General features: G+C 70.8%; 24 protein-coding genes. 17 read left to right on the forward strand and 7 right to left on the reverse strand.

All coding sequences use genetic code 11. From position 1 onward, the window contains the following. Positions 1 to 40 precede the first annotated feature (40 nt). Both GEV26_RS00480 and GEV26_RS00485 read left to right on the forward strand, forming a co-directional pair. Complete coding sequence (locus GEV26_RS00480; RefSeq protein ID WP_153651246.1) at positions 41 to 871, forward strand: crotonase/enoyl-CoA hydratase family protein; 831 nt, start codon at positions 41 to 43, stop codon at positions 869 to 871. A 37-nt stretch (positions 872 to 908) separates the two neighbouring features. After that, positions 909 to 1697, forward strand: a complete 789-nt coding sequence (locus GEV26_RS00485; protein ID WP_194839914.1) for a class I SAM-dependent methyltransferase — start codon at positions 909 to 911, stop codon at positions 1695 to 1697. A 32-nt stretch (positions 1698 to 1729) separates the two neighbouring features. Here GEV26_RS00485 and GEV26_RS00490 read toward each other — a convergent pair whose 3' ends face one another. After that, the gene (locus GEV26_RS00490; RefSeq protein WP_153651248.1) at positions 1730 to 2002 is read right to left on the reverse strand and encodes a DUF2277 domain-containing protein; all 273 of its coding nucleotides are present in this window, start codon (positions 2000 to 2002) and stop codon (positions 1730 to 1732) included. Positions 2003 to 2175: 173 nt separating this feature from the next. Then, a complete protein-coding gene (locus GEV26_RS00495) occupies positions 2176 to 2703 on the reverse strand; it encodes a TetR/AcrR family transcriptional regulator (RefSeq protein WP_153651249.1) in 528 nt (175 codons plus the stop codon). A 126-nt stretch (positions 2704 to 2829) separates the two neighbouring features. Between GEV26_RS00495 and GEV26_RS00500 the strand changes: the two genes are divergently transcribed. Beyond that, positions 2830 to 4350 (forward strand): MFS transporter, encoded by a 1521-nt coding sequence (locus tag GEV26_RS00500; protein WP_153651250.1) that lies wholly within the window; start codon positions 2830 to 2832, stop codon positions 4348 to 4350. A 174-nt stretch (positions 4351 to 4524) separates the two neighbouring features. Further along, complete coding sequence (locus GEV26_RS00505; RefSeq protein ID WP_153651251.1) at positions 4525 to 5427, forward strand: EamA family transporter; 903 nt, start codon at positions 4525 to 4527, stop codon at positions 5425 to 5427. Here the strand turns inward: GEV26_RS00505 and GEV26_RS00510 are convergent. Continuing rightward, positions 5378 to 5926: a TetR/AcrR family transcriptional regulator gene (locus GEV26_RS00510; protein ID WP_153651252.1), complete on the reverse strand. Its 549-nt coding sequence runs from the start codon at positions 5924 to 5926 to the stop codon at positions 5378 to 5380. The genes GEV26_RS00505 and GEV26_RS00510 overlap by 50 nt on opposite strands. A gap of 46 nt (positions 5927 to 5972) precedes the next feature. Here GEV26_RS00510 and GEV26_RS00515 point away from each other — a divergent pair, with 46 nt between their 5' ends. From GEV26_RS00515 to GEV26_RS00525, 3 genes are read left to right on the forward strand one after another with little or no spacing between them, the layout of a single operon-like run. After that, positions 5973 to 7514: a carboxyl transferase domain-containing protein gene (locus tag GEV26_RS00515; protein ID WP_153651253.1), complete on the forward strand. Its 1542-nt coding sequence runs from the start codon at positions 5973 to 5975 to the stop codon at positions 7512 to 7514. A gap of 1 nt (position 7515) precedes the next feature. After that, on the forward strand, positions 7516 to 9369 hold the full coding sequence (locus GEV26_RS00520) for an acetyl/propionyl/methylcrotonyl-CoA carboxylase subunit alpha (RefSeq protein ID WP_153651254.1): 1854 nt from the start codon (positions 7516 to 7518) through the stop codon (positions 9367 to 9369). 8 nt (positions 9370 to 9377) lie between these two features. Next, positions 9378 to 10298 carry a hydroxymethylglutaryl-CoA lyase gene (locus tag GEV26_RS00525; RefSeq protein WP_243838833.1) on the forward strand — a complete coding sequence of 307 codons (921 nt, stop codon included), beginning with the start codon at positions 9378 to 9380 and terminating at the stop codon, positions 10296 to 10298. Positions 10299 to 10420: 122 nt separating this feature from the next. Here GEV26_RS00525 and GEV26_RS00530 read toward each other — a convergent pair whose 3' ends face one another. Continuing rightward, complete coding sequence (locus GEV26_RS00530) at positions 10421 to 11095, reverse strand: EcsC family protein (RefSeq protein ID WP_153651256.1); 675 nt, start codon at positions 11093 to 11095, stop codon at positions 10421 to 10423. A 68-nt stretch (positions 11096 to 11163) separates the two neighbouring features. On the opposite strand from GEV26_RS00530, the gene GEV26_RS00535 reads away from it, so the two are divergent. The 4 genes from GEV26_RS00535 to GEV26_RS00550 all read left to right on the forward strand — a co-directional run bounded on the left by GEV26_RS00535 (position 11164) and on the right by GEV26_RS00550 (position 14320). Beyond that, positions 11164 to 12117 (forward strand): phosphotransferase, encoded by a 954-nt coding sequence (locus GEV26_RS00535; RefSeq protein WP_153651257.1) that lies wholly within the window; start codon positions 11164 to 11166, stop codon positions 12115 to 12117. Next, entirely contained in the window at positions 12114 to 12767 is a 654-nt protein-coding gene (gene aat, locus GEV26_RS00540) for a leucyl/phenylalanyl-tRNA--protein transferase (protein WP_153651258.1), read from the forward strand. The genes GEV26_RS00535 and aat overlap by 4 nt, the downstream gene beginning before the upstream one ends. Before the next feature lie 103 nt (positions 12768 to 12870). Further along, the gene (locus GEV26_RS00545; RefSeq protein WP_056604352.1) at positions 12871 to 13149 is read left to right on the forward strand and encodes an HU family DNA-binding protein; all 279 of its coding nucleotides are present in this window, start codon (positions 12871 to 12873) and stop codon (positions 13147 to 13149) included. A 76-nt stretch (positions 13150 to 13225) separates the two neighbouring features. Then, positions 13226 to 14320, forward strand: a complete 1095-nt coding sequence (locus tag GEV26_RS00550; RefSeq protein WP_153651259.1) for a CPBP family intramembrane glutamic endopeptidase — start codon at positions 13226 to 13228, stop codon at positions 14318 to 14320. Here the strand turns inward: GEV26_RS00550 and GEV26_RS00555 are convergent. After that, positions 14317 to 14634, reverse strand: a complete 318-nt coding sequence (locus GEV26_RS00555; protein ID WP_153651260.1) for a rhodanese-like domain-containing protein — start codon at positions 14632 to 14634, stop codon at positions 14317 to 14319. The two genes, GEV26_RS00550 and GEV26_RS00555, sit on opposite strands and share 4 nt — an antisense overlap. A gap of 155 nt (positions 14635 to 14789) precedes the next feature. Here GEV26_RS00555 and GEV26_RS00560 point away from each other — a divergent pair, with 155 nt between their 5' ends. Together GEV26_RS00560 and GEV26_RS00565 are read left to right on the forward strand one after the other, a co-directional pair. Next, positions 14790 to 15194, forward strand: coding sequence for an ATP-binding protein (locus GEV26_RS00560; RefSeq protein ID WP_194839915.1), 405 nt, complete (start codon positions 14790 to 14792; stop codon positions 15192 to 15194). A 32-nt stretch (positions 15195 to 15226) separates the two neighbouring features. Next, the gene (locus tag GEV26_RS00565; protein WP_153651262.1) at positions 15227 to 16063 is read left to right on the forward strand and encodes a DUF5926 family protein; all 837 of its coding nucleotides are present in this window, start codon (positions 15227 to 15229) and stop codon (positions 16061 to 16063) included. Between the two features lie 28 nt (positions 16064 to 16091). On the opposite strand, the gene GEV26_RS00570 is transcribed toward GEV26_RS00565, so the two are convergent. Continuing rightward, the gene (locus GEV26_RS00570; protein WP_153651263.1) at positions 16092 to 17273 is read right to left on the reverse strand and encodes an arginine deiminase; all 1182 of its coding nucleotides are present in this window, start codon (positions 17271 to 17273) and stop codon (positions 16092 to 16094) included. A 91-nt stretch (positions 17274 to 17364) separates the two neighbouring features. On the opposite strand from GEV26_RS00570, the gene GEV26_RS00575 reads away from it, so the two are divergent. Continuing rightward, a complete protein-coding gene (locus tag GEV26_RS00575) occupies positions 17365 to 18096 on the forward strand; it encodes an HAD family hydrolase (protein ID WP_153651264.1) in 732 nt (243 codons plus the stop codon). Between the two features lie 11 nt (positions 18097 to 18107). After that, positions 18108 to 20576, forward strand: coding sequence for a glycoside hydrolase family 65 protein (locus tag GEV26_RS00580; protein WP_412838309.1), 2469 nt, complete (start codon positions 18108 to 18110; stop codon positions 20574 to 20576). Positions 20577 to 20592: 16 nt separating this feature from the next. Here GEV26_RS00580 and GEV26_RS00585 read toward each other — a convergent pair whose 3' ends face one another. Then, a complete protein-coding gene (locus GEV26_RS00585; RefSeq protein WP_153651266.1) occupies positions 20593 to 21066 on the reverse strand; it encodes a DUF4188 domain-containing protein in 474 nt (157 codons plus the stop codon). 64 nt (positions 21067 to 21130) lie between these two features. Between GEV26_RS00585 and GEV26_RS00590 the strand changes: the two genes are divergently transcribed. Together GEV26_RS00590 and GEV26_RS00595 are read left to right on the forward strand one after the other, a co-directional pair. After that, entirely contained in the window at positions 21131 to 21730 is a 600-nt protein-coding gene (locus GEV26_RS00590) for a MerR family transcriptional regulator (protein WP_153651267.1), read from the forward strand. A 60-nt stretch (positions 21731 to 21790) separates the two neighbouring features. Beyond that, positions 21791 to 22174 carry a hypothetical protein gene (locus GEV26_RS00595; protein ID WP_153651268.1) on the forward strand — a complete coding sequence of 128 codons (384 nt, stop codon included), beginning with the start codon at positions 21791 to 21793 and terminating at the stop codon, positions 22172 to 22174. Positions 22175 to 22197 lie beyond the last annotated feature (23 nt).

The raw sequence follows: 22197 nt of genomic DNA on the forward strand, positions 1-22197 counted from the left end.
CATGTGTGGTTCACATTTACCCGTGGGTAACATGTGGCACATGACCACCACCGCTCGTCCGAACGCCGCCCCCGGCGAATCCCGCGTGATCACCGAGATCGACGGCCCCGTCGCGTACGTGAGCCTGAACCGTCCCGACAAGCTCAACGGCGTCGATCTCGACACCATCGACGAGCTCATCGCGGCGGCCACCGCGCTCAAGGAGAACCGGGAGATCCGTGCGGTCGTGCTGCAGGGCAGGGGACGCTCGTTCTGCGCCGGCCTGGACTTCGCCTCCGCGTTCACGGACAAGAAGCGGGTCGCCCGCTACTTCCTCGCCGGGCCGCGCCTGGTCAACCGCTTCCAGCGGGTCAACCAGGTCTGGCGCGAGCTGCCGGTGCCGGTGATCGCGGTCGTGCAGGGACATTGCTACGGCGCGGGCCTGCAGCTCGCCGCGTGCGCGGACTTCCGCTTCACGACGCCGGACGCGACCTGGTCGATCCTCGAGGCCAAGTGGGGCCTCGTTCCCGACATGGCCGGCACCGTCCCGTTCAGCGAGCTGCTGCCGGCGGACGTGCTGATGCGCCTGGCGATGACCGGCGAACAGCTCACGGGAGAGCGTGCGGTCGAGCTCGGCCTCGCGACCGAGGTCGCGGACGATCCGCTGGCCGCGGCCCTGGCGCTGGTCGAGCAGATCGCCCAGCGGTCCCCGGACTCGGTCGCCGCGACCAAGCGCTTGGTCTACGGGACGCGCCGCGGAAGCCTCCGCGCGACGTACCGGCTCGAGCGTCGCCTGCAGTCCGCGATGTTCAAGGCGCGCAACACCGCGATCGCCCGCAAGGCCGGCGCGGCCAAGGAGGCCCCCGTCTTCGGCCCCCGCACGTTCGGCTGATGCGGGCCGTACGCCGGTGGTTGCTAAGGTTTCGAAAGTGACTGACGAGAACCCGCAGCAGGCCCACGACAGCTCCGCGCCCAAGAAGGTCGCCAACCAGTACGAGCGTGACTACGACTACACGAAGTACTGGGACAACCGCGACTACGAGAACGGTGCCGAGCAGATCGCGATCCGTCGCCTGCTCAAGGGCAACCACTACCGCAAGGCCGCGGACATCGGCGGCGGCTTCGGCCGGCTGTGCCTGCTGCTGCGGACGTTCGCGGACGAGGTGACCCTGGCCGAGCCGGCCGCGTCGCAGCTCGAGGCGGCCAAGAAGGTGCTCGCCGGCACGGACATCAAGCAGGTCCAGATGCAGGCGGACGACCTGAAGTTCGCCGACGGCGAGCTCGACCTCGTGACGATGGTGCGCGTCATGCACCACATCCCGGAGCCGTCCGCGGAGTTCGCCGAGATCTCCCGCGTCCTTGCGCCGGGCGGCACCGCGATCATCGAGGTCGCCAACTACGGCCACTTCAAGAACCGGCTGCGCCACAAGAAGGAAGGCACGCCGCTGCCGACCGAGCCGGTCGACATCCGCCAGACCAAGGCCGACGAGCCCGACGCGATCGCGTTCGTCAACCACAACATCGACACGGTCGTCGGTCAGCTCGCCGCGGCCGGCCTGACGCTGGAGAGCAAGCTGTCGGTCTCCAACCTGCGCAGCCAGAAGCTCAAGAAGGCCCTGCCCAAGAGCGTCATGCTCGCGGCGGAGCGCATCTCGCAGAAGCGCCTGGCCAGGAACAACTTCGGCCCCAGCATCTTCCTCAAGCTCCGCAAGGCCTGATCCACCCCGCGCTGGGCCTGCCGGTGGTGGGCTCAGGTGGTGGCGAAGCGCTTGGCCGAGCGTTCCTTGGCCTTCGCGGCCTCGACCTCCCGATCCTTCGGCGGGGCCGAGGTCACGAGGTCGTCGAGCAGGTGACCGGTGAGGTGGGCGATCTCGTCGACGGCTCGCCAGAAGACCTCTTCATTGGCCTTTGACGGCTTGCTGGTCCCGCTGATCTTGCGGACGTACTGCAGGGCGGCGGCGCGGATCTCGTCGTCACCCGCGGCGGGCTCGAAGTTGTGGAGAGTTCGAATGTTCCGGCACATCTGCTCAGGCTAGGCCGGATGTCCCGCCCTGCCCAGAGGCGTGGACGATCGAGCGCGCCGAGGCGGGTCCCGCGCCCACTCCCCGCGCGTCTTTTGCGCTTCCCTCGTGTTGTGGCGCGCGGGAAGTGCCGAAACCCCACGGTCCCGTGGGAAACCGGCAACCCGGGGGACGGCTAGAGGGCGCCGAGGCGGGTGAGGACGTCCCGGACGTGCTTGAGCGCGTTCTTCTCGGCCAGGCCGGTGGTGTCGTCGAAGTAGAGGCCGTCGCCGATGAGCTGGATCGTGCGGGCCAGCGACTCGTCCTTCAGGTGGTCCAGCAGCACCGCGAACCAGCCCTCCCGCAGATCGGCGAGCGCGGCGGACGCACGTGAGTCGTTCTCCTGCGCGATGCGGCCGGCCGCGATGAGGGCGCGATCGAAATCGCTGCCGGAGTTGATCGACGTCGTCAGGTAGAAGTCGACCGGCCCCTTCGCCGCGGTGCGCATCTTCTCGACGTCGGTCTTGCCCTGCTCGCGCAGGCGGGTCAGCATCCCGTCGACGAGATCGTCCTTGCTGTGGAAGTGGTACAGCAGACCGCCCTTGGAGACGTGCGCCTCCGCGGCGACCGCGTCGAGCGTGGCCGATCGGCTCCCTGCGGAGACGAGCAGCGTCTCGAACGCGTCGAGCAGGCGATCTCGGGTGGAGCGTTCCTGGTCCGGCATGGCCCCAGCGTATCGGCGTCGTGACCGGCCGCTGCGCGGAGAGGAATATCACCACCTGCGCGGGCGTTACTGTACCGGCTGGACGGTATAGTCGTTCGGACGACCACACACGGTGAGGAGGACGGCATGACCAGGATCGACAGCACCACGAGCACCACGAGCACGCACAGGGCAGGACCGAAGGAATGGGCTGCGCTCGCCGTCCTCATGCTCCCGGTTCTCATGACCTCGGTGGACAACACCGTGCTGACGTTCGCCCTCCCGGCGATGAGCGTCGACCTGCGGCCGACCGGCACGCAGCTGCTGTGGATCGTGGACGTCTACGCGATCATGCTCGCGGGCCTGCTCATCGCGATGGGCAGCATCGGCGACCGGTTCGGCCGCCGGCGGCTCCTGGTCATCGGCTCGATCGGCTTCGGTGTCGCCTCGCTCCTCGCGGCCTTCAGCCAGAGCCCGGAGATGCTGCTGGTCGCCCGCGTGCTGCAGGGCGTCTTCGGCGCGATGCTCATGCCGTCGACGCTCTCGCTGATCCGCAACGTCTTCCACGACGCGCGTGATCGTCGCATCGCGATCGCGACGTGGGCCGCGATGTTCTCCGGCGGCGCCGCGCTCGGCCCCGTGCTGGGCGGCTGGCTGCTCGGTCACTTCTGGTGGGGCTCGGTCTACTTCATCAACGCACCGATCATCATCGCGTTCGTCCCGCTGGCGCTCCTGCTGCTGCCGGAGTCGCGGGATCCCCGCCCGGGACCGCTCGACCTGCCGTCCATCGGCCTGTCGCTGGCCACGATGCTGCCGCTCGTCTTCGCGATCAAGAACGTCGCGGAGCACGGCCTCACCGACCTGACCCTGACCGCCTTTGCGGTCGGCGTGATCGCGGCGTGGGCGCTCGTGCGGCGGCTGCGGACGACCCCGGCGCCGATGATCGACCTGTCGCTGTTCGGCAACCGGGTCTTCAGCGGTGCGATCCTGGCCAACCTGCTGAGCTTCATGGGGTTCACGGGGTTCCTGTTCCTCGGCGCGCAGCTGCTGCAGCTGGTGCTCGGGCTGTCGGCGATGGACGCGGCCCTGGTGCTGCTGGCCGGCCTCGCTGCGACGGTCGTCGCGGGCTTCGTGGCCGTACGCCTGCTGCGGGTCGTGTCGGCCCGGGTCTTGGTGACCGCGAGCTTCGCGGCGTCCGCGGTCGGCTACGCGATGACGGCGCTCACCGACGTCCCCACCGTCACGACGATCGCGGTGGCGTTCGCCATCATGGGTGTCGGGATCGGCATGGCCGAGACGCTGACCAACGACATCATGCTGTCGAACGTGCCGCCGACCAAGGCCGGAGCGGCGTCCGCGATCTCCGAGACGGCGTACGAGATCGGTGCGGTGCTCGGCACGGCGGTGCTCGGCACGGTGCTCACCTCGACGTACCGCTCGCACCTGACCTACAACGCGGTCGTGCAGTGGGGCGAGCGGGACGGCTCGTTCGAGACGCTGGGCGGCACCCTCGAGGTCGCGAAGTATTACCCCAACATGGTCGGCGAGGGCCTGGTCGACTCGGCGAAGTCCGCATTCGACCTGGGCGTCCAGTACACCTCGGCGGCCGCGATCGTCATCGCCCTGCTCGCCGCCCTCGTCTCCTGGCGCACCCTCAAGAACGCCTGACCCCCGCCCGCCCGCCCGATCCGCGAGTGGCGCAACCTGAAGGTTCTGGGACGGCGTGTCGTCCACTTCTGCGCCACTCGCGGATCGGTTTGCGCCACTCGCGGGTTCAGGAGGCGGGTCGGGAGGCGACGCCCATCGCCCGCGCCCGCGCCCGGGGCACGACAGACTGGACGCATGTCCCTCAAGCACAGCCTGCTCGCCGTCCTCGTGATGGTGATCTGGGGCGCCAACTTCGTGGTGATCGACGAGGGCCTGGACGACGTCCCCCCGCTGTTGTTCCTCGCCATACGGTTCGTGCTGGTCGCGTTCCCGCTCATCTTGTTCATCCCGCGTCCCGAGGCGAGCTGGCGCGTCGTCGTGGCGGTCGGGACGCTCATGAGCCTGGGGCAGTTCAGCTTCCTGTACGTCGCGCTGGACCTCGGGCTCCCGGCCGGGCTCGCCTCGCTGGTCCTGCAGGCGCAGGTGATCTTCACGATCGTCATCGCCGCGGTCGTCCTCAAGGAGAGGCCGACGTCGCGGCAGGCGGTCGGCGCGGTCATCGGCACCGTCGGCCTGGTCGTGGTGATCATCGCCCACGGCGCGTCCTCGCCCGTCGTGCCGGTGCTGGTCATGCTGTGCGCGTCGATGTCGTGGGCGGCGGGCAACGTGGTGGCCCGCAGCGCGGGCGTCGCCTCGGGCCTGTCGCTGGTCGTCTGGTCGGCGCTCGTCGTCCCGGTGCCGGCGCTCCTCATGTCGCTCGCGATCGACGGCGGCCACGAGGTCGGCCACGCCCTGACGCACCTGTCCGGTACGGCGATCGCCTCCACGGCGTACACCGCGATCGGCGCGTCCCTGATCGGCTACGGCATCTGGAACTCGCTGCTCGCCCGCTACCCTGCCGGAGCCGTGGTCCCGTTCGTGCTGCTCGTGCCGGTCATCGGCATCGCCGTCGCGTGGGCCGTCCAGGACGAGGTGCCCACCGTGCTCGAGGTGATCGGCGGGGTGGTCATGCTCGCCGGTGTGGCCGCGGCGACGATCAGCCGGCGTCCTACGCGAGCAGGGACGCCCGTGCCATCGCCGCCAGTCGGGTCCTCATGACCTCGGGGCCGATGCGGGCCGAGTGAGGGGTGGAGTTCAGCAGTCCGAACGTTGCCTGGACGGCGGCCCGCGCCTCGGCGGCGTCGAGGTCGTCCCGCAGCCGGCGCACGACGTCCACCCAGATGTCGATGTACGCGAGCTGCAGCGCGCGCACCTCGCGGCGTCCCTCGACGCCGAGGTTGGCCCACTCCCGCTCCTGGATCACGATGAGCGCAGGATGGCTGAGCGCGAAGTCGATGTGCCACGCGATGAGCGCGTCGAGCGCCTCGGACGGATCCGGTGCGGCCAGCGACCGCGCGCGTCCCTCGGCCAGCAGCTGCTCGCTGATCGAGGTCAGCGCCTGGGTGAGGATGTCGTCCTTGCCCGCGAAGTGCTTGTAGAGGGCCGGACCGGAGATGCCGCACGCGCCGCCGATGTCGTGCATCGAGACCCCGTGGAACCCGCGCTCGGCGAACAGGGTGGCCGCGGTGTCCAGGATCTGCTCGCGCCGGGTCGTCACGGCACCAGTGTAGCGACGTTTGGTTAATGGCTGTTAACCTGCGGTCATGCGCGAACTCGTCGACCAGCTGCGTGACCGTCTCGCCACCGTCCGCGAGGGCGGCAGCCAGGCCACCCGCGAACGCCACGTCGCCCGCGGCAAGCTGCTCCCACGCGACCGCGTCGACCACGTGCTCGACCCGGGCTCGCCGTTCCTGGAGCTCGGGGCCCTCGCGGCGTACGACATGTACGGCGGCGCGGTGCCGAGCGCGGGCATCATCACCGGCATCGGACGCATCAGCGGACGCGAGTGCATGGTCATCGCCAACGACGCCACGGTCAAGGGCGGCACCTACTTCCCGATGACGGTCAAGAAGCACCTGCGCGCGCAGACCGTCGCGCAGGAGAACCGGCTGCCGTGCGTCTATCTCGTGGAGTCCGGCGGCGCGTTCCTGCCGATGCAGGACGAGGTCTTCCCCGACCGCGAGCACTTCGGCCGCATCTTCTACAACCAGGCGCAGATGTCGGCCCAGCGGATCCCGCAGATCTCGGCCGTCCTCGGCTCCAGCACCGCCGGCGGGGCGTACGTCCCGGCGATGAGCGACGAGACCGTCATCGTCAAGGAGCAGGGCACGATCTTCCTGGCCGGCCCGCCGCTCGTGAAGGCCGCGACCGGCGAGGTCGTCACGGCCGAGGCCCTCGGTGGCGGCGACGTGCACGCGCGCACGTCCGGCGTCGTCGACCACCTCGCGGACGACGACGAGCACGCGCTGCAGATCGTCCGCTCGATCGTGGGGACGCTCGAGCGCCCGACCAGCGAGCCGCCGCCGCACGAGCCGGTGCCGCCGCGCGAGGACCCGGCCGAGCTGTACGACGTCGTGCCCGTCGACGGACGCACGCAGTACGACGTCCGCGAGGTCATCCGGCGCATCGTCGACGACTCGCGGCTGCACGAGTTCAAGCCGCTCTACGGCGAGACGCTCGTCTGCGGCTTCGCGCGCATCGAGGGCTATCCGGTCGCGATCCTGGCCAACAACGGCATCCTGTTCAGCGAGTCCGCGCTCAAGGGCGCCCACTTCGTCGAGCTGGCCAACCAGCGCGGCATCCCGCTCGTCTTCCTGCAGAACATCACCGGCTTCATGGTCGGCCAGGAGTACGAGAACCGGGGCATCGCCAAGGACGGCGCCAAGCTCGTCACCGCGGTCGCGTCCTCGGTCGTGCCGAAGTTCACGGTCGTCATCGGCGGCTCGTACGGAGCGGGCAACTACGGCATGTGCGGGCGCGCGTACGATCCGCGCTTCCTGTGGATGTGGCCCAACGCCAAGATCTCGGTGATGGGCGGCGAGCAGGCGTCCGCGGTGCTCGCGACCGTCAAGCGCGACGGCATGGAGTCTCGCGGCGAGGAGTGGTCGGCCGAGGACGAGGAGCAGTTCCGCGCGCCGATCCGTGAGCAGTTCGAGTCCCAGGGCTCGCCCTACTACTCCAGCGCCCGGCTGTGGGACGACGGGATCATCGACCCCCTCGACACCCGCCGCGTCCTCGCGATGGGACTGCAGGTGGCCACCGCCGGCCCGACCCCCGAGCCCCGCTTCGGGCTCTTCAGGATGTGACATGACCTTCTCCTCAGTCCTCATCGCCAACCGCGGCGAGATCGCCCTGCGGGTCATCCGCGCGTGCCGCGAGGCGGGCCTGCGCAGCATCGCGGTCCACTCCGACGCCGATGCCGACGCGCCCCACGTACGCGCCGCGGACGCGGCCGTCCACATCGGGCCGACGCCGGCCACCGAGTCGTACCTCGACATCGACCGGGTGATCGACGCCGCCCGGAGCAGCGGCGCGGAGGCGATCCACCCCGGCTACGGCTTCTTGTCCGAGCGGGCTGCGTTCGCCCGCGCCGTCCGGGACGCGGGGCTGGTCTTCATCGGCCCGACCCCCGAGGTCATGGAGGCCATGGGCCGCAAGGACCACGCGCGCGAGATCGCGGAGCGGGCCGGCGTGCCGGTCACCCCGCGGTTCGACGAGGACGCCGTGCCCGCCGACGCGTACCCCGTGCTGGTCAAGGCCGCGGCGGGCGGCGGTGGCAAGGGCATGCACGTCGTACGCTCCGCGGACCAGCTCGCCGAGGCGCTCACGACCGCGCGGCGGGAGGCGGCCGCGGCGTTCGGCGACGACACGCTCCTGATCGAGCGCTACGTCGAGCACGGCCGGCACGTCGAGGTGCAGGTCTTCGGCGACACGCAGGGCCACGTCGTGCACCTGTTCGAGCGCGACTGCTCCGCGCAGCGCCGCCACCAGAAGGTCGTCGAGGAGGCGCCGGCCCCGGGCCTGGACCCCGAGGTGCGCCGTACGCTCCACGAGTCGTCCGTCGCGCTGTGCCGCGAGGTCGGCTACACGAGTGCCGGGACGGTCGAGTTCCTCGTCGCGGACGGTGAGGCGTACTTCCTGGAGATGAACACCCGGCTGCAGGTCGAGCACCCGGTGACCGAGGAGGTCACGGGCCTCGACCTCGTGCAGTGGCAGCTCGCGGTCGCCGCGGGCGAGCCCCTCCCGCTCGAGCAGGACGAGATCCGGTGCGAGGGCCATGCCGTCGAGGTGCGGGTCTACGCCGAGGACCCGTACGCGGGATTCGTCCCCCAGGCCGGGACCGCCGACATGGTCGTGTGGCCCGCGGGCGCCCGCGTCGAGTCGGGCTACGAGGCCGGGCAGGCCGTCACCACGGCGTACGACCCGATGCTGGCCAAGATCATCGTCTCGGGCGCTGACCGCGAGTCCGCCCGGGCCGCGATGGTGGAGGCGCTGGACGGCACCGCGGTGCTGGGGCTGACGACCAACGTCGGCTTCCTGCGCAGACTCGTCGCGAGCGACGAGTTCGGGGCCGGGGCGGTCGACACGTCCTGGCTCGACGGACCCGCCGCCGAGCAGCTGCTCACCCGTCCCGCGACACCGGACGAGGCGTGGCAGGCGGCGGCCCGGCTGTGGGTGGGGGCCCAGAGCGGCGACGGTGCGACTCCGTTCTCCACCTCGGACGGTTGGCGGGTCGCGGGCTCGCCGGTGCCGGCTGCGGTGACGCTGGTCGACGCGACCGGCGAGCGTACGCGTGTGTCCGTCGACGGTCCCGCGCCGGCGACCCTGGCCCGGGTGGACCGCCGCGGCGTGACCCTCGCGTGGCAGGGGCAGACGTGGCGCCTCGACGTGCCCGATCCGATGGACCCGCGGGCGCGCGAGGTCGCGGGCGATGCGGACCTGGTGTCCCCGATGCCCGGCACGGTGATCGCGCTGGCCGCCGCCGTCGGTGACCGGGTCGTCGCCGGGCAGCGTCTCGGTGCGGTCGAGGCGATGAAGATGGAGCTCGCGCTCACGGCTCCGTACGATGGGGTCGTGAGCTTCGTAGGAGCGCAGGTCGGCGAGCAGGTGCCCATGGGACACCTGCTGGTGACGGTCGAGCCGGCGGGTGACGCGGCATGACGCTCCCCATGACGGTGCCCGACCCTGCGCTCCCGCGGAGGGTGCAGATCTACGAGGTCGGTCCCCGCGACGGCCTGCAGAACGAGGCCGGCATCGTGCCGACCGCGGTCAAGCGCGAGTTCATCGAGCGGCTCGTCGCGGCGGGCCTGCGGACGGTCGAGGCGACCAGCTTCGTCCACCCCGCATGGGTCCCGCAGCTCGCGGACGCCGAGGAGCTCGTCGCGCAGCTGCCGCTGTCAGGTCCCGCGAGCCTGCCGGTGCTGGTGCCCAACGAGCGAGGGCTCGACCGGGCGCTGGCCGCCGGGGTCCGCCACGTCGCGGTGTTCGCGAGCGCCACCGAGACGTTCGCGCGCAAGAACCTCAACTCGACGCTCGACTCCCAGTTCGCGATGTTCGAGCCCGTCGTCGTCCGTGCCCGCGAGGCCGGGCTGGACGTCCGGGCGTACGTCTCGATGTGCTTCGGCGACCCGTGGGAGGGCTCCGTCCCGGTCGACCAGGTCGTCACGACGGGCAAGCGGCTGCTCGACATGGGAGCCACGCAGCTGTCGATCGGCGACACGATCGGGGTCGGCACGCCGGGGCACGTCGCGACGATCTGCGATGCGTTCGCGGGCGTCGGCGTCGGCGTCGGATCGGGTGAGCTCGCGATGCACTTCCACGACACGTACGGCCAGGCGCTCAGCAACGCCCTCGCGGCGATCCAGAACGGCATCGTGTGCCTCGACGCCTCCGCCGGTGGGCTGGGCGGGTGCCCGTACGCCGAGAGTTCGACGGGCAACCTCGCGACCGAGGATCTCGTCTGGATGCTCACGGGCCTGGGCATCGAGCACGGGGTCGACCTGCAGTCGCTGGTCGACACGAGCGTCTGGATGGCCGGGGTGCTCGGCAAGGAGCCCGCCAGCGCCGTCGTCCGGGCCCTACGTACCTGAGCTGACCCGACCCGACCCGTCCCGACCCCCGCCCGACCCCGCGAGTGGCGCAAACCCACCCGCGAGTGGCGCAGTTGGGGACGACACGCCGTCCCAAAACCTCACATCTGCGCCAGTCGCGGTCAGGGGCGGAGGCGGCGGTCGCGGAGCTCGCTGGCGGCGTAGGTGCCGATCTGCCAGGTGGCGTACGCATCGCTCGAGGCGCCGACCGCGCCGCCGAGGAACGGCACGCGCCGGCCGATGAGGGTGACCGCGCGGCGGCCGGCCGTACGACCGATGAGCTCGGACGTGACCTCGCGCGACAGGGTCTCGTCGAGCACCGGGTCGTGGACCGGGGAGGTGGCCAGCGCCATCGGCGAGGACGGCAGGCGGTGCGACTTCACGAGCGACTTCACCTCGTCCTTGCCCAGCATGCAAGCGAGGATCGCGTTGCGGACGCGCGGGTCCTCCAGGTCGTAGCCCCGCAGGTGCGCGATGCCGGCGACGAGGTGGCACTGCACGATCGTCACGCCCGCCACGTTGGCCGGGACCGACACGGCGGCGGTGCTGATGCCGCCGAGGTTGGTGACGAATCCCTGCAGGCCGGCCAACGACGCGTGCATCCGGATCAGCGCGGTGATGGCCTTCTCGACGTCACCGTCGGCGTCGACGAGCTTGGTGTCGGCGGACGAGGCGGCCGAGCGCAGCGGACCGAGGCCGTCGATGGCCCGATCGAGCACGGTGCGGACGTATCCGGAGGCGATGCTCGGGGCGAGCTTGGCGCCAGCCCCGACGGCGACATTGCGGCGAAGACCCATCCTGTCAGCATAGGAGGACGAGCCTGAGATCGCCGGTGAGCGACCCCGCACGCCTTACTGTGGGGCCCATGGATCGCCCGTTCTCCGAGCGTGTCGCGCACGACGACTGGCGTCGCGCCGCCGAGGACTGGATCTGCCGCGAGCTCGACCGGCACGGGCACCAGGTCACCGGTCCGATCGAGCAGCCCCGCATCCGGCCGTGGTCCACGCAGCTGACCGTGCCGACCGACGCCGGGCCGATGTGGTTCAAGGCCAACTGCGCCGCGCAGGCGTTCGAGCCGGCCCTGCAGCTCGAGCTCGTCCGCCTCGCCCCCGAGGCGGTCGACCGCCCGTACGCGATCGCGGCCGACCGCGGCTGGATGCTCACGGTGCACCGCGGCGAGACCCTGGCCGACGCGCACGACCCGCACGTGGACGACTGGGTGCGAGTGCTGCGCCAGGCCGCCGAGCTGCAGCGCACCACCGCCGGGGCCCGGGAGGCGCTGCTCGCGACCGGCCTGCCCGACTGCGGGCCGCCGACGGTCGTCGCGCGCTTCGACCGGATCGTCGAGGTGCTGTCGGCGCTGCCCCAGGAGCACCCCGCGCACGTCCCGGCTCAGCTGCGGTCACAGCTGCTCGCGGTCCGACCACGACTGGTCGACGCTGTGGACGTCCTGGCCGCGTCGCCGCTGCCGACGACGTGGCAGCACGGCGACCTGCACCCCAACAATGCCTTCGCGGACGGCCGGGTCTTCGACTTCGGCGACTCCCAGTGGGCGTCCGCGGTGGAGATGCTGAGCGTCCCGTACGGGTGGATCACGACCCTGAGCGAGGTGTCGTGGCCCGAGGTCCTGGAGGCGTACTGCGACGTCTGGGGCACGACGGCCGCGGCGATCGCCCCCGAGTGGGACGCCGCTGCGCTGACCCAGCCGGTCAACCGGACGCTGCTGTGGTGGACGTGCCTGCAGGAGGCCAGCGCGGCCGAGTGGGCCGAGTGGGGACAGGCCCCCGTGCACCATCTCTCACGGGTGCTCGACGCATGAGGCGCCGTCAGCTGCCGCCCTCGCAGTGGCTCTTCGACCCGTCGGAGTGGCCGGGCGAGGACTGCGTCGCGGCAGGGGCCGACCTGGACCCCTCGACGCTCATCGAGGCCTACCGTCACGGGGCTTTTCCGATGCCGCACGAGGGTGAGCTGCTGTGGTGGTCGCCCATGCGCCGCGGCGTCCTCGTGCCCGCCGACCTGCGGGTGAGCCGCTCGCTGGCGCGGTCGGTACGCCGGTTCGACGTCACGGTGGACGAGTCGTTCGAGGCCGTCATCGACGCGTGCGCCGACCCCTCGCGTCCCGGCTCGTGGATCGACTCGCCGATCCGCGACGCGTACGTCAGGCTGCACCGTCTGGGCTGGGCGCACTCGGTCGAGACCCGGGACGCGGACGGCACGCTGGTCGGCGGCCTGTACGGCCTCAGCGTGGGCGCTCTGTTCGCCGGGGAGTCAATGTTCCACCGTGCGACGGACGCCTCCAAGGTCGCGCTGGTGGCCCTCGTCGACGTGGTCGGGACCGACGGACTCATCGACACGCAGTGGAGCACACCGCACCTGGCCTCGCTCGGGGTGACCGAGTGGCCACGCGATCACTACCTCGAGGTCATCGCCACCCTCGTCGACGCCCCGCCACCCCCGCTCTGGGCCTGATATCACGGGGATATGTGGGCTCCGGATGCCGGGGGTGCGCGCTGGGTGTCGCCGCCGCTTCATAGACTGGCGCCGAACACACCATCACTCACTAGGAGCTTTTGTGGCTATCTCACGCAACGACCTCGTCGCTGCCCTCGCTTCGAAGGCCGGCACCAGCAAGGCCGACGCCGACGCGGTTCTCTCGTCCTTCAGCGAGATCCTGCTCGACTCGGTCGCCAAGGGCGAGAAGGTCTCGATCCCCGGCATCCTGTCGGTCGAGCGCGTCGCTCGCGCTGCCCGAACGGGCCGCAACCCCTCCACGGGCGAGACGATCGACATCCCCGCCGGCTTCGGCGTCAAGGTCAGCGTCGGCTCGCGCCTCAAGGCCGCTGCCAAGTAGGACCGCTCGACTCCAGCAACGCCACCGGGCCTCGGCCCGGTGGCGTTGCTGCATCCGGAGTGTGAGGATCACCGACATGTCCACGCCGTATCAGCGTCAGGCCCGCGAGACGCCGGCGTACGCCTGGTGGAAGCTCCCGCTCGCAGGCCTGCTCGCCGGGGTCTTCTACCTCGCGCTCACGGTCGTGCTGGTCGTCGGCGCCGCGATCTACTTCGCGCTCACGGGCGACACGACGCTCGAGGACTGGCTCGAGGCGGCCGGCGACCTCGACCTCGCGCACCTCGACTTCTTCGCGCTGGACCTGCTCTCGCTGGTGCTCCTCATCCCGGCGCTGCTGCTCGCGGTGCTGGTCGTGGGTCCCCGCCCCGTCGGCTACCTGTCCTCGGTCGCCGGCCGGCTGCGCTGGGGCTGGCTCGCCCGCACCGCGGCCATCTCGTTCACGGTCTTCATCGTCACGATCGGCGTCTCCCTCGCGATCGACGCCGGCGGCGGGGACACGAGCGCCCCGAGCGGCGACCGCGGGCACGTGATCGCGGCGATCGTGGTCGTCCTGCTGCTCGTGCCGTTCCAGGCAGCCGCCGAGGAGTACGTCTTCCGGGGCTACGTGATGCAGCTCGTCGGCTCGTGGACCCGGTTCGCAGCGATCCCGGTCCTGGTGTCGGTCGCACCGTTCGTCGCGGGCCACGCGTACGAGCTGTGGGGCCTGGTCGACGTCGGCATCTTCGGCCTGACCGCGGCGATCCTGGTGGTCCGCACCGGCGGGCTGGAGGCCGCGATCGCGGCGCACACGGCCAACAACGTCGTGCTGTTCGTGCTCGACGCGCTCGGCGTCATCTCCGCGAGCGACGACAGCGGGGCGACCGCGGTCGACGTCCTGCCGACCGTTGTCTCGAGCATCGTGCTGCTGGTCTGGATCGAGTGGTCGGCCCGCCGCCACGGCATCCAGCGCACGCGCGACCCGATCCCCGAGCCGCCGCCGCCCGAGCCGCCGATGTGGCCGCCGCCCCCGTGGGCGATGCCGCAGTACGCGCCGCAGTACGCGCCCCAGTACGTTCCGCACTACGTCCCCCAGCACGCGCCACCGCACGCCCCGCGGCCGGTCCCGCCGGCGCCGCTGCACCCGGACACCCCGCCGTACCCCGGCGAGATCGACCCCGACTGGGGTCGTTAGGCCACGATCGGCCGGCCGGCCTGCTCCCAGGCCGCCATGCCGCCCTCGACGTTGGAGGCGTCGATTCCCTGCGCCTGGAGCCACTGGGTCGCGCGCGCCGAGCGGCCGCCCACGTGGCACACGACGAGGGTCCGCACCTCGGGATCGAGGTCGCCCACCCGCGCGGGCAGATCGCCCAGCGGGATGTGCACCGCGCCGTCGATGTGCCCGGCCTGCCACTCGTTGTCCTCACGGACGTCAAGGACGACGACGTCGTCCGGGATGGGGCTGGGGACGTCGCGCACGTCGACTGTCGGGATGCCTGCATCGGTCATGGATTGATCCTCCGCTCGTCGTGTGTTCGGACACTTCCGGGGGATCGATCGCAGAAAAAGTGGCATTGGACCCCTTGGAGTAGTTACTTTGGACTATAGGCATGCCGTCACGTGTCAACGGGGCGGCCTTTTCGCGGCAATTTTTCGGAAGGGTGGTGAGCAGCTTGTTGGCTCACGACACGATCCGGCTCCCGTTCGTCATGTCCACTCCCGGCATCGCTCGTACGCGCCTCGCAGCATTCCTCACGGTCCACGGAGCCTCCAGCGACACGATCGACGACGCGCTCATCGTCATCAGCGAGATGATCGCCAACGCGGTGTGTCACGGCGTCCCCACCGAGGACGGCACGATCGAGATCTCCTGGTCCATCAACGGCGACCTGCTCGAGCTCAGCGTCCACGACGCGGGCCGGGGCGCCTCGCTCAAGCCCGTCGACTTCGACGAGGACTCCCTCAGCGGTCGAGGCCTGTCGATCATCAACCGGGTGGCCGACCGCTGGTGGGTCGACATGTCGGCCGGCACGAAGGTCAACGCCGAGCTGGCCCTGTCCGCTCGCTAGGACGCCGCAGCGACCCCCTAGACTCGCCCCTCATGGGCAAGAAGTCGCGCATCAAGAACAAGGCCGCCAAGAAGGAGCGCATGCCCTTCGTGGCGCGCACCTTCGAAGGACTCCCCGCAGAGGCTGACTGGGTCGCCCTGCGCGAGTTCGTCCCCTCCGCCTCGGGCACCATCACGCTGACGACCGGCGAGCAGGTGCGCATCTGCTCGCTGCTGCCGGGCAACGGCGCCGGCATCCGTCGCCCCGACGGCGAGATCTGGGTCGGCCTGCAGGTCGCCCACAACTTCGGCGACATCAGCCGCGACCTCGCCCACGTGATCGAGCTCGCGCGCGAGACCGAGCCGGGCAACCCGGTCCGCATGACCGATCCGGGCGTGGGACCGCGCCTGCAGGACCTGATCGACCCCGACAGCGGCTTCGAGGTCGAGGTCCACGACGGCTTCGACTACTGGGTCGCCGGCGTCGACGACTCCGAGAGCACCGCGGCGATGATCGCCGACGCCAACGAGACGATCGCCCCGACCGTCAAGCTGTCGTCGGTCGAGGGCGCCTACTGGACCGAGATGGGTCCGCAGCGCTTCCTGCGCTGGATCATGACGTACGACGAGGGTGCGCTGCTCGACGCGCTGGCCCGCCTGCGTGCCGCCGACGCCGACAGCCTCGGCGAGGGCACCAAGCTCATCGGCCACTTCCGGGCCCACGGCCTGCTCGTGCCCGTCTGGGAGTTCGAGCACGACGCGGCCGATCTCGAGGGTCCCGCCCAGGAGTTCCAGGAGCGCCTCGCCGCGGCACTCGCGGACGACTCGCCCCTCACGTCCGAGCAGCGTTCCGCCCGCGGCGCCCTGATCAGCCGCCAGGTCCAGGTCTGACCCCACCCGCCCCCCGCGGCGGCCGGGCCTAGTCGCGGTCGATCGGGCAGGACATGCAGCGCGGGCCGCCCCGGCCCGAGCCGAGCTGGTCACCGCTGATCGTGATGACCTCGATGCCGTGCTCCTCGAGCCGGGCGTTGGTCTGCTCGTTGCGCTCGTACGCCACGGCGAGCCTCGCGTCGATGGCCAACGTGTTGTTGCCGTCGTCCCACTGCTCGCGCTCGGCCGTCACGGGGTCGAGGCCCGTGTCGATCTGGTGCAGGGTGTCGATCCCCATCGCCGCGGCGGCCGCGGAGAAGAAGGACGACTCCTGGCCGATCACGAAGCGGTCGTCCTCGAGCGACAGCGGCACGGCGCGCAGGCTGTCGGCCATGTTGGGATAGATCACGACGGTGTCGACGTCGACCATCGTCACGATCGTGTCGAGGTGCATCGTTGCGCGCTCCTGCGCGATCGGGACCGCGAGCACCGTCCGCGCGAGGTCCTCGGTCAGCACCTGCCGGGCGAACCGCTCCAGGCCCGCGGGGGTGGTCCGCTCACCGATGCCGACCGCGATCACGCCCGGCGCGAGCTCGAGGACGTCGCCGCCCTCGAGGTGCTCCAGGTGCGGTCCGTGGACGACCGGGGTGCCGGCGAAGCGCGGGTGGTGGCGATAGATCAGGCCGGTCAGCTGGGTCTCGCGCGCCCGGGCGGGCATCGCAAGGCTCGTCACGGCGACGCGGTCGCGCAGCCACACCGACGAGTCGCGGGTGAACAGCAGATTGGGCAGCGGGCTGATGAGGAAGTCCTCGGGCTGCATGAGGGCGTGGGCGACCGAGCCGTCGACGCGTACCTCGTCGTTGCGCAGGCCCGCCATCAGCACCTCGGCGAGCTTGTCGGGGGCGGCGCCGTGCAGGTGGCTCTCGATCCAGCCCTGCAGGCTCGGGCCGACGTACAAGTCCTTGAGCGTGCTGGCGATGATCTCCTCGCGGGCCGCCGCGATCTCGAGCGTCGCAGTGAGCAGCTCGGTCAGGTAGAGCACCTCGACGGAGTGGTCGCGCAGGGCCTGCGCGAAGGCGTCGTGCTCCTCCTGTGCGCGGCCCAGCCACGGGATCCCGTCGAACAGCAGCTGGTCGTTGTTGCGCGGTGTCAGCCGCCCCAGCTCGGCGCCTGGACGGTGCAGCATGACCGTCCGTAGTCGTCCGACTTCGCTGTCCGCTCCGAGTGTCATGCGCACAGCGTAGTGAGGACGCAGGCTCTTGTGGCGAGCGTTGCACCCGATCCACTAACGGGACCCCCTCTCACGTGCGTAGGCTCATCGGGTGGACTGGAATGATTACGACGCGGCACTGTTCGACCTCGACGGCGTGATCACGCCGACTGCCGAGGTCCACATGCGTGCCTGGGACAAGATGTTCAACGATTTCCTGCGCGATCGCGGGGTCGACGAGCCCTACACGGATGCCGACTACTTCACGTACGTCGACGGCAAGCCGCGCTACGACGGGGTGCGGTCCTTCCTCGCCTCGCGCGACATCACCCTGCCCGAGGGCGACGCCTCCGACCCGGTCTCCGCCGAGACCGTCTCGGGCCTCGGCAACCGCAAGAACGACGACTTCGAGCAGATCCTCGCCGAGGAGGGCGTCACGCCCTATCCCGGCTCGGTCGCCCTGGTGGAGGCGCTCGCAACGCGCGGCACCAAGATGGCGATCGTGTCGAGCTCGCGCAACGCCGCCGCGGTGCTGACCGCCGCCGGCATGATCGAGCACTTCCCGGTCATCGTGAGCGGCAAGGAGGCCGGCGAGCGCGGCCTGGCCGGCAAGCCCGCTCCCGACACGTTCCTCGACGCCGCCGCCCAGCTGGGCGTGCCCAAGGAGCGGGCCGTCGTGTTCGAGGACGCGCTGTCGGGCGTCGCGGCCGGACGTGCGGGCGACTTCGGCCTCGTGGTCGGCGTCGACCGTGGCGTCGGCGAGGACGCGCTGATCGCCAACGGTGCCGACGTCGTGGTCGACGACCTCGCCGAGCTCGTGGAGGAAACGGGGGTGACCGCATGAGCCCGTCGCACATCGCACCCGAGGCGATGGACTTCCTCGATCGCACCCGCTATCCCGTCGACGAGTGGGCCCTGGTCGAGAGGCGCATCGACGCGGACGACCTCGGCGCGACCGAGACGCTGTTCTCGGTCGGCAACGGCTACCTCGGCCTGCGCGGCAACGTCGAGGAGGGCCGCGACTCGTACTCGCACGGAACCTTCATCAACGGCTTCCACGAGACCTGGCCGATCCAGCACGCCGAGGAGGCCTTCGGCTTCGCGCGCGTCGGCCAGACGATCGTCAACGCCCCCGACGCCAAGGTCATCCGCCTCTACGTCGACGACGAGCCGCTGCTGCTGCCGATCGCGGACCTCCTGCAGTACGAGCGCCGCCTCGACTTCCGCACCGGCGTGCTGAGCCGCGACATCCTCTGGCGTACGCCCGGGGGCAAGCGCGTGCAGATCCGGTCGCGGCGCATGGTCTCGTTCACGCAGCGCCACCTCGCGGTGCTGACGTTCGAGGTCACGATGCTCGACGACCACGCGCCGGTCGCGATCTCCTCGCAGATCCTCAACCGCCAGGACGGCGAGGACGAGTACCACGTCCGCTCCAAGTCGATGGGCGAAGGCGTCGACCCCCGCAAGGCCGGCCAGATGCGCCACCGCGTGCTGGTGCCGCAGAGCAACTCCGGCAACATCGCGGACGGCCGCGTCGCGCTGGGCTACCAGTGCGCCGAGAGCGGCATGACGATCGCGGTCGCCGCCGACCACCGGCTCGAGACGGCCAACAGCTACACCAAGCGCATGCAGACCGACGACGACCTGGCCAAGATGACGTACCGCATCGACGCCGAGCCGGGCCAGCCGATCACGCTGACCAAGTTCGTCAGCTATCACACCTCGCGCGGCGTCCCGTCCCGCGAGCTGCTCGACCGCTGCCGCCGTACGCTCGACCGCGCCCACGACGAGGGCCTGGACAAGCAGCTCGACGACCAGCGCGCGTGGCTCGACGACTTCTGGACCCGCTCCGACGTCGAGATCCCGGGCCAGCCCGAGGTGCAGCAGGCGACCCGCTGGAACCTGTTCCAGATCGCCCAGGCCGCGGCGCGCGCCGAGGGCACCGGCATCGCCGCGAAGGGCGTCACGGGCTCGGGCTACGGCGGGCACTACTTCTGGGACACCGAGGTCTACGTCCTGCCGTTCCTGACGTACACGACGCCGCGGATGGCCCGCAACGCCCTGCGCTTTCGCTACACGCTGCTCGATGCCGCCCGCAACCGTGCCAAGCAGATGGCCCAGCAGGGTGCGCTGTTCCCGTGGCGGACGATCAACGGCGAGGAGGCCTCGGCCTACTACGCCGCGGGCACCGCGCAGTACCACATCGACGCGGACGTCTCGTATGCGTTGAGCCAGTACCTCGCGGCGACCGGCGACATCGACTTCCTGACGCGCGAGGGCATCGACATCCTGGTCGAGACCGCTCGCATGTGGGTCGACCTGGGCTTCTGGCGCAACGAGGCCGACGGCACGTTCCACATCCACGGCGTGACCGGCCCGGACGAGTACACGACGGTCGTCAACGACAACCTCTTCACCAACGTCATGGCGCGCTTCAACCTGCGCCGGGCGGTGCAGGCGGTGCGTGAGCTGGCCGAGCGCGACGGCGCCGAGTACGACGAGGTCGTCAAGCGGCTCAAGCTCGATCTCGCGGAGGTCGACGACTGGGAGCGCGCGGCCGACGACATGGCGATCCCGTATGACGAGCACCTCGGCGTGCACCCGCAGGACCAGCACTTCCTCGAGCGCGAGGTCTGGGACCTGGCCAACACGCCGCTCGACAAGCGTCCGCTGCTGCTCAACTACCACCCGCTGGTGATCTACCGGTTCCAGGTGCTGAAGCAGGCCGACGTCGTCCTGGCGCTGTTCCTGCAGGGCGAGCACTTCACGCCGGAGGAGAAGCGGGCCGACTTCGAGTACTACGACCCGATCACGACCGGCGACTCGACGCTGTCCGCGGTCGTGCAGTCGATCATGGCCGCCGAGGTCGGCTATCACGATCTCGCGCTGCGCTACTTCCTCGCGGCGCTGTACGTCGACCTCGCCGACCGCCACCACAACACGTCCGACGGCGTCCACGTGGCCTCGACGGGCGGCGTGTGGAGCGCGCTGGTCAACGGCTTCGGTGGCTTCCGCGACCAGAGCGGCGTCTTCACGCTCGACCCGCGGCTGCCCGAGACGTGGGAGTCGCTCACGTTCCGGCTCACGCTGCTGGGCACGCGGGTCCGCGTCGACGTGCACCACGACCGGGTCGACCTCTGCATCGAGGACGGCAAGGAGGCCACCTTGGTGGTCCGCGGCACCGAGGTCACGGTGACGCCGGGCGACCCGGTCTCGGTGCCGATCGAGGGCCAGGGGCCGCGTCTGGAGGGTCAGCCGGCCCCCGTCCCGGGCCGCCGTCGCGCCGACGGCACGATCATCGCGGCCATCGTCCCGGGCACCTGACCCGGTCGCGGCCGGCTCAGGCGGCGTCGAGCCGGTCGCGGGCGCGGTCGCGCCGACGGTCGACCGGCACGGCTCTGGTCGCGGCGGCGAGCCCGGCCGGGGCGGAGTTGACGTAGATCGACTCGGCGCGGTCCACGACGAAGGTCTCGTGCCACACCCCGACGACCCGGTCGTTCGTACGGGCTCGGCGGTTGAACGCGGCCCATGCGGGGCGGTGCGCTGCCGTCCGGTCGCTCGCATATGCGTACAGTGCGTCGGCCGACGACCAGTACTGCACAAGCCACGGACCACGGGGGCTGAGCACGAGGCGGTAGCCCATCAGCCCGCTGTCGGGATCCTTCGACAGCTCGCTCAGCATGCGGGGCATCGCGGCGAAGACCGGCAGCCAGCGGTCCGGCCGCCACCACCGGTTGATCGACATGCCGATGAGGAACACGACCAGCTCCCCGTCGTGCTGGTGCGTCGTGCGTCCGGGACGTGTGCGGGTCATGACGACCTCCAATGGATAGTTGGACTCTCCAATACTGGATAGTGGCACTTGCTATTGTCAAGGGGTGCGCATCTCCGAGCTGGCCCGACGTGGCGGCGTCACGACCGCGACGGCCAAGTACTACCTGCGCGAGGGGCTCCTCCCACCCGGGCGGCTGACCTCCGCCACCCAGGCCCAGTACGACGAGCCGCACGTCCAGCGGCTCCGCCTGACGCGGGCGCTGCTCGCCTCCGGCCTGTCCGTCGCGACCGCCCGTGAGGTGCTCGGGCACCTCGACAGCCCTGCGGACGGTCCCCTCGACCTGTTGGCCGAGGTGCAGACGACCCTCACGCCGGTGGAGGGTCCCGTCGACCGCGAGCGGGTGACGGCGCTGCTGCGGCGCTGGGGATGGAACACCGACGTCGCGCTCGACGGGCCCGTCGCCGCGCTGGCCTCCGCGCTCGACGTCGCCGAGGCCGCGGGCTTCACGATCGGCCCCGAGCTGCTCGACGGATACGCCGCCGCGGCCCACGAGGTCGCCGAGCTCGACATCGCAGGCGTGCCGACGACGTCGTCCGAGGACGCCGTGCAGCACGTCGTCCTGGGCACGATCCTGCTGGAGCCGGTGCTGCTGGCCCTGCGCCGGCTGGCCCAGGCCGATGTGTCGGCCCGGCGCTTCGGCTGACGGCGGCGCCCGAGGCGAGGTTCTGGTGCACGCGACCGGGAGGCATGAAAACATCGAGGGATGATCACCGTGACGTGGACGACCTCGACGGGCGAGACCGGGACGACGGAGCTGTCCGGCGACGACAAGTGGACCTTCGGTCGCACCGGCGGGGGCGAGGACCTGACGGTCTCGGTCGACAACCCGGCCGTCAGCCGCACGGCCCTCGTGATCCGCGACAGCGGCCCCGGGCCGGTCGTCTTTCGCGGACAGACCGACAACGGCGCGAAGGTCGCGCTGATCAGCCTCCTCGGGTCCAGGACGTGGCTCGACGAGGGCACCGCAGGCAATCTCACGACCGAGGAGAACCGGGTCGAGCTCTCGATCCAGGACGAGGTCGTCGTGACCGTGGACGTCGACTTCGACGACCGCGGCTCCGTGGTCGAGCGCCAGCAGGCCCAGTAGCCCCGGTCTCGCTAGTCTCGGGG

The organism is Aeromicrobium yanjiei, from assembly GCF_009649075.1.
Taxonomy (GTDB): Bacteria; Actinomycetota; Actinomycetes; order Propionibacteriales; family Nocardioidaceae; genus Aeromicrobium; species Aeromicrobium yanjiei.

Bases quoted from the DNA above. Each gene is read 5' to 3' on its own strand.
- GEV26_RS00480 (WP_153651246.1), top strand. From the start codon at position 41: ATGACCACCACCGCTCGTCCGAACGCCGCCCCCGGCGAATCCCGCGTG.
- GEV26_RS00490 (WP_153651248.1), bottom strand. From the start codon at position 2,002: ATGTGCCGGAACATTCGAACTCTCCACAACTTCGAGCCCGCCGCGGGT.
- GEV26_RS00495 (WP_153651249.1), bottom strand. From the start codon at position 2,703: ATGCCGGACCAGGAACGCTCCACCCGAGATCGCCTGCTCGACGCGTTC.
- GEV26_RS00500 (WP_153651250.1), top strand. From the start codon at position 2,830: ATGACCAGGATCGACAGCACCACGAGCACCACGAGCACGCACAGGGCA.
- GEV26_RS00505 (WP_153651251.1), top strand. From the start codon at position 4,525: ATGTCCCTCAAGCACAGCCTGCTCGCCGTCCTCGTGATGGTGATCTGG.
- GEV26_RS00515 (WP_153651253.1), top strand. From the start codon at position 5,973: ATGCGCGAACTCGTCGACCAGCTGCGTGACCGTCTCGCCACCGTCCGC.
- GEV26_RS00520 (WP_153651254.1), top strand. From the start codon at position 7,516: ATGACCTTCTCCTCAGTCCTCATCGCCAACCGCGGCGAGATCGCCCTG.
- GEV26_RS00525 (WP_243838833.1), top strand. From the start codon at position 9,378: ATGACGGTGCCCGACCCTGCGCTCCCGCGGAGGGTGCAGATCTACGAG.
- GEV26_RS00530 (WP_153651256.1), bottom strand. From the start codon at position 11,095: ATGGGTCTTCGCCGCAATGTCGCCGTCGGGGCTGGCGCCAAGCTCGCC.
- GEV26_RS00535 (WP_153651257.1), top strand. From the start codon at position 11,164: ATGGATCGCCCGTTCTCCGAGCGTGTCGCGCACGACGACTGGCGTCGC.
- aat (WP_153651258.1), top strand. From the start codon at position 12,114: ATGAGGCGCCGTCAGCTGCCGCCCTCGCAGTGGCTCTTCGACCCGTCG.
- GEV26_RS00550 (WP_153651259.1), top strand. From the start codon at position 13,226: ATGTCCACGCCGTATCAGCGTCAGGCCCGCGAGACGCCGGCGTACGCC.
- GEV26_RS00555 (WP_153651260.1), bottom strand. From the start codon at position 14,634: ATGACCGATGCAGGCATCCCGACAGTCGACGTGCGCGACGTCCCCAGC.
- GEV26_RS00565 (WP_153651262.1), top strand. From the start codon at position 15,227: ATGGGCAAGAAGTCGCGCATCAAGAACAAGGCCGCCAAGAAGGAGCGC.
- GEV26_RS00570 (WP_153651263.1), bottom strand. From the start codon at position 17,273: ATGACACTCGGAGCGGACAGCGAAGTCGGACGACTACGGACGGTCATG.
- GEV26_RS00585 (WP_153651266.1), bottom strand. From the start codon at position 21,066: ATGACCCGCACACGTCCCGGACGCACGACGCACCAGCACGACGGGGAG.
- GEV26_RS00595 (WP_153651268.1), top strand. From the start codon at position 21,791: ATGATCACCGTGACGTGGACGACCTCGACGGGCGAGACCGGGACGACG.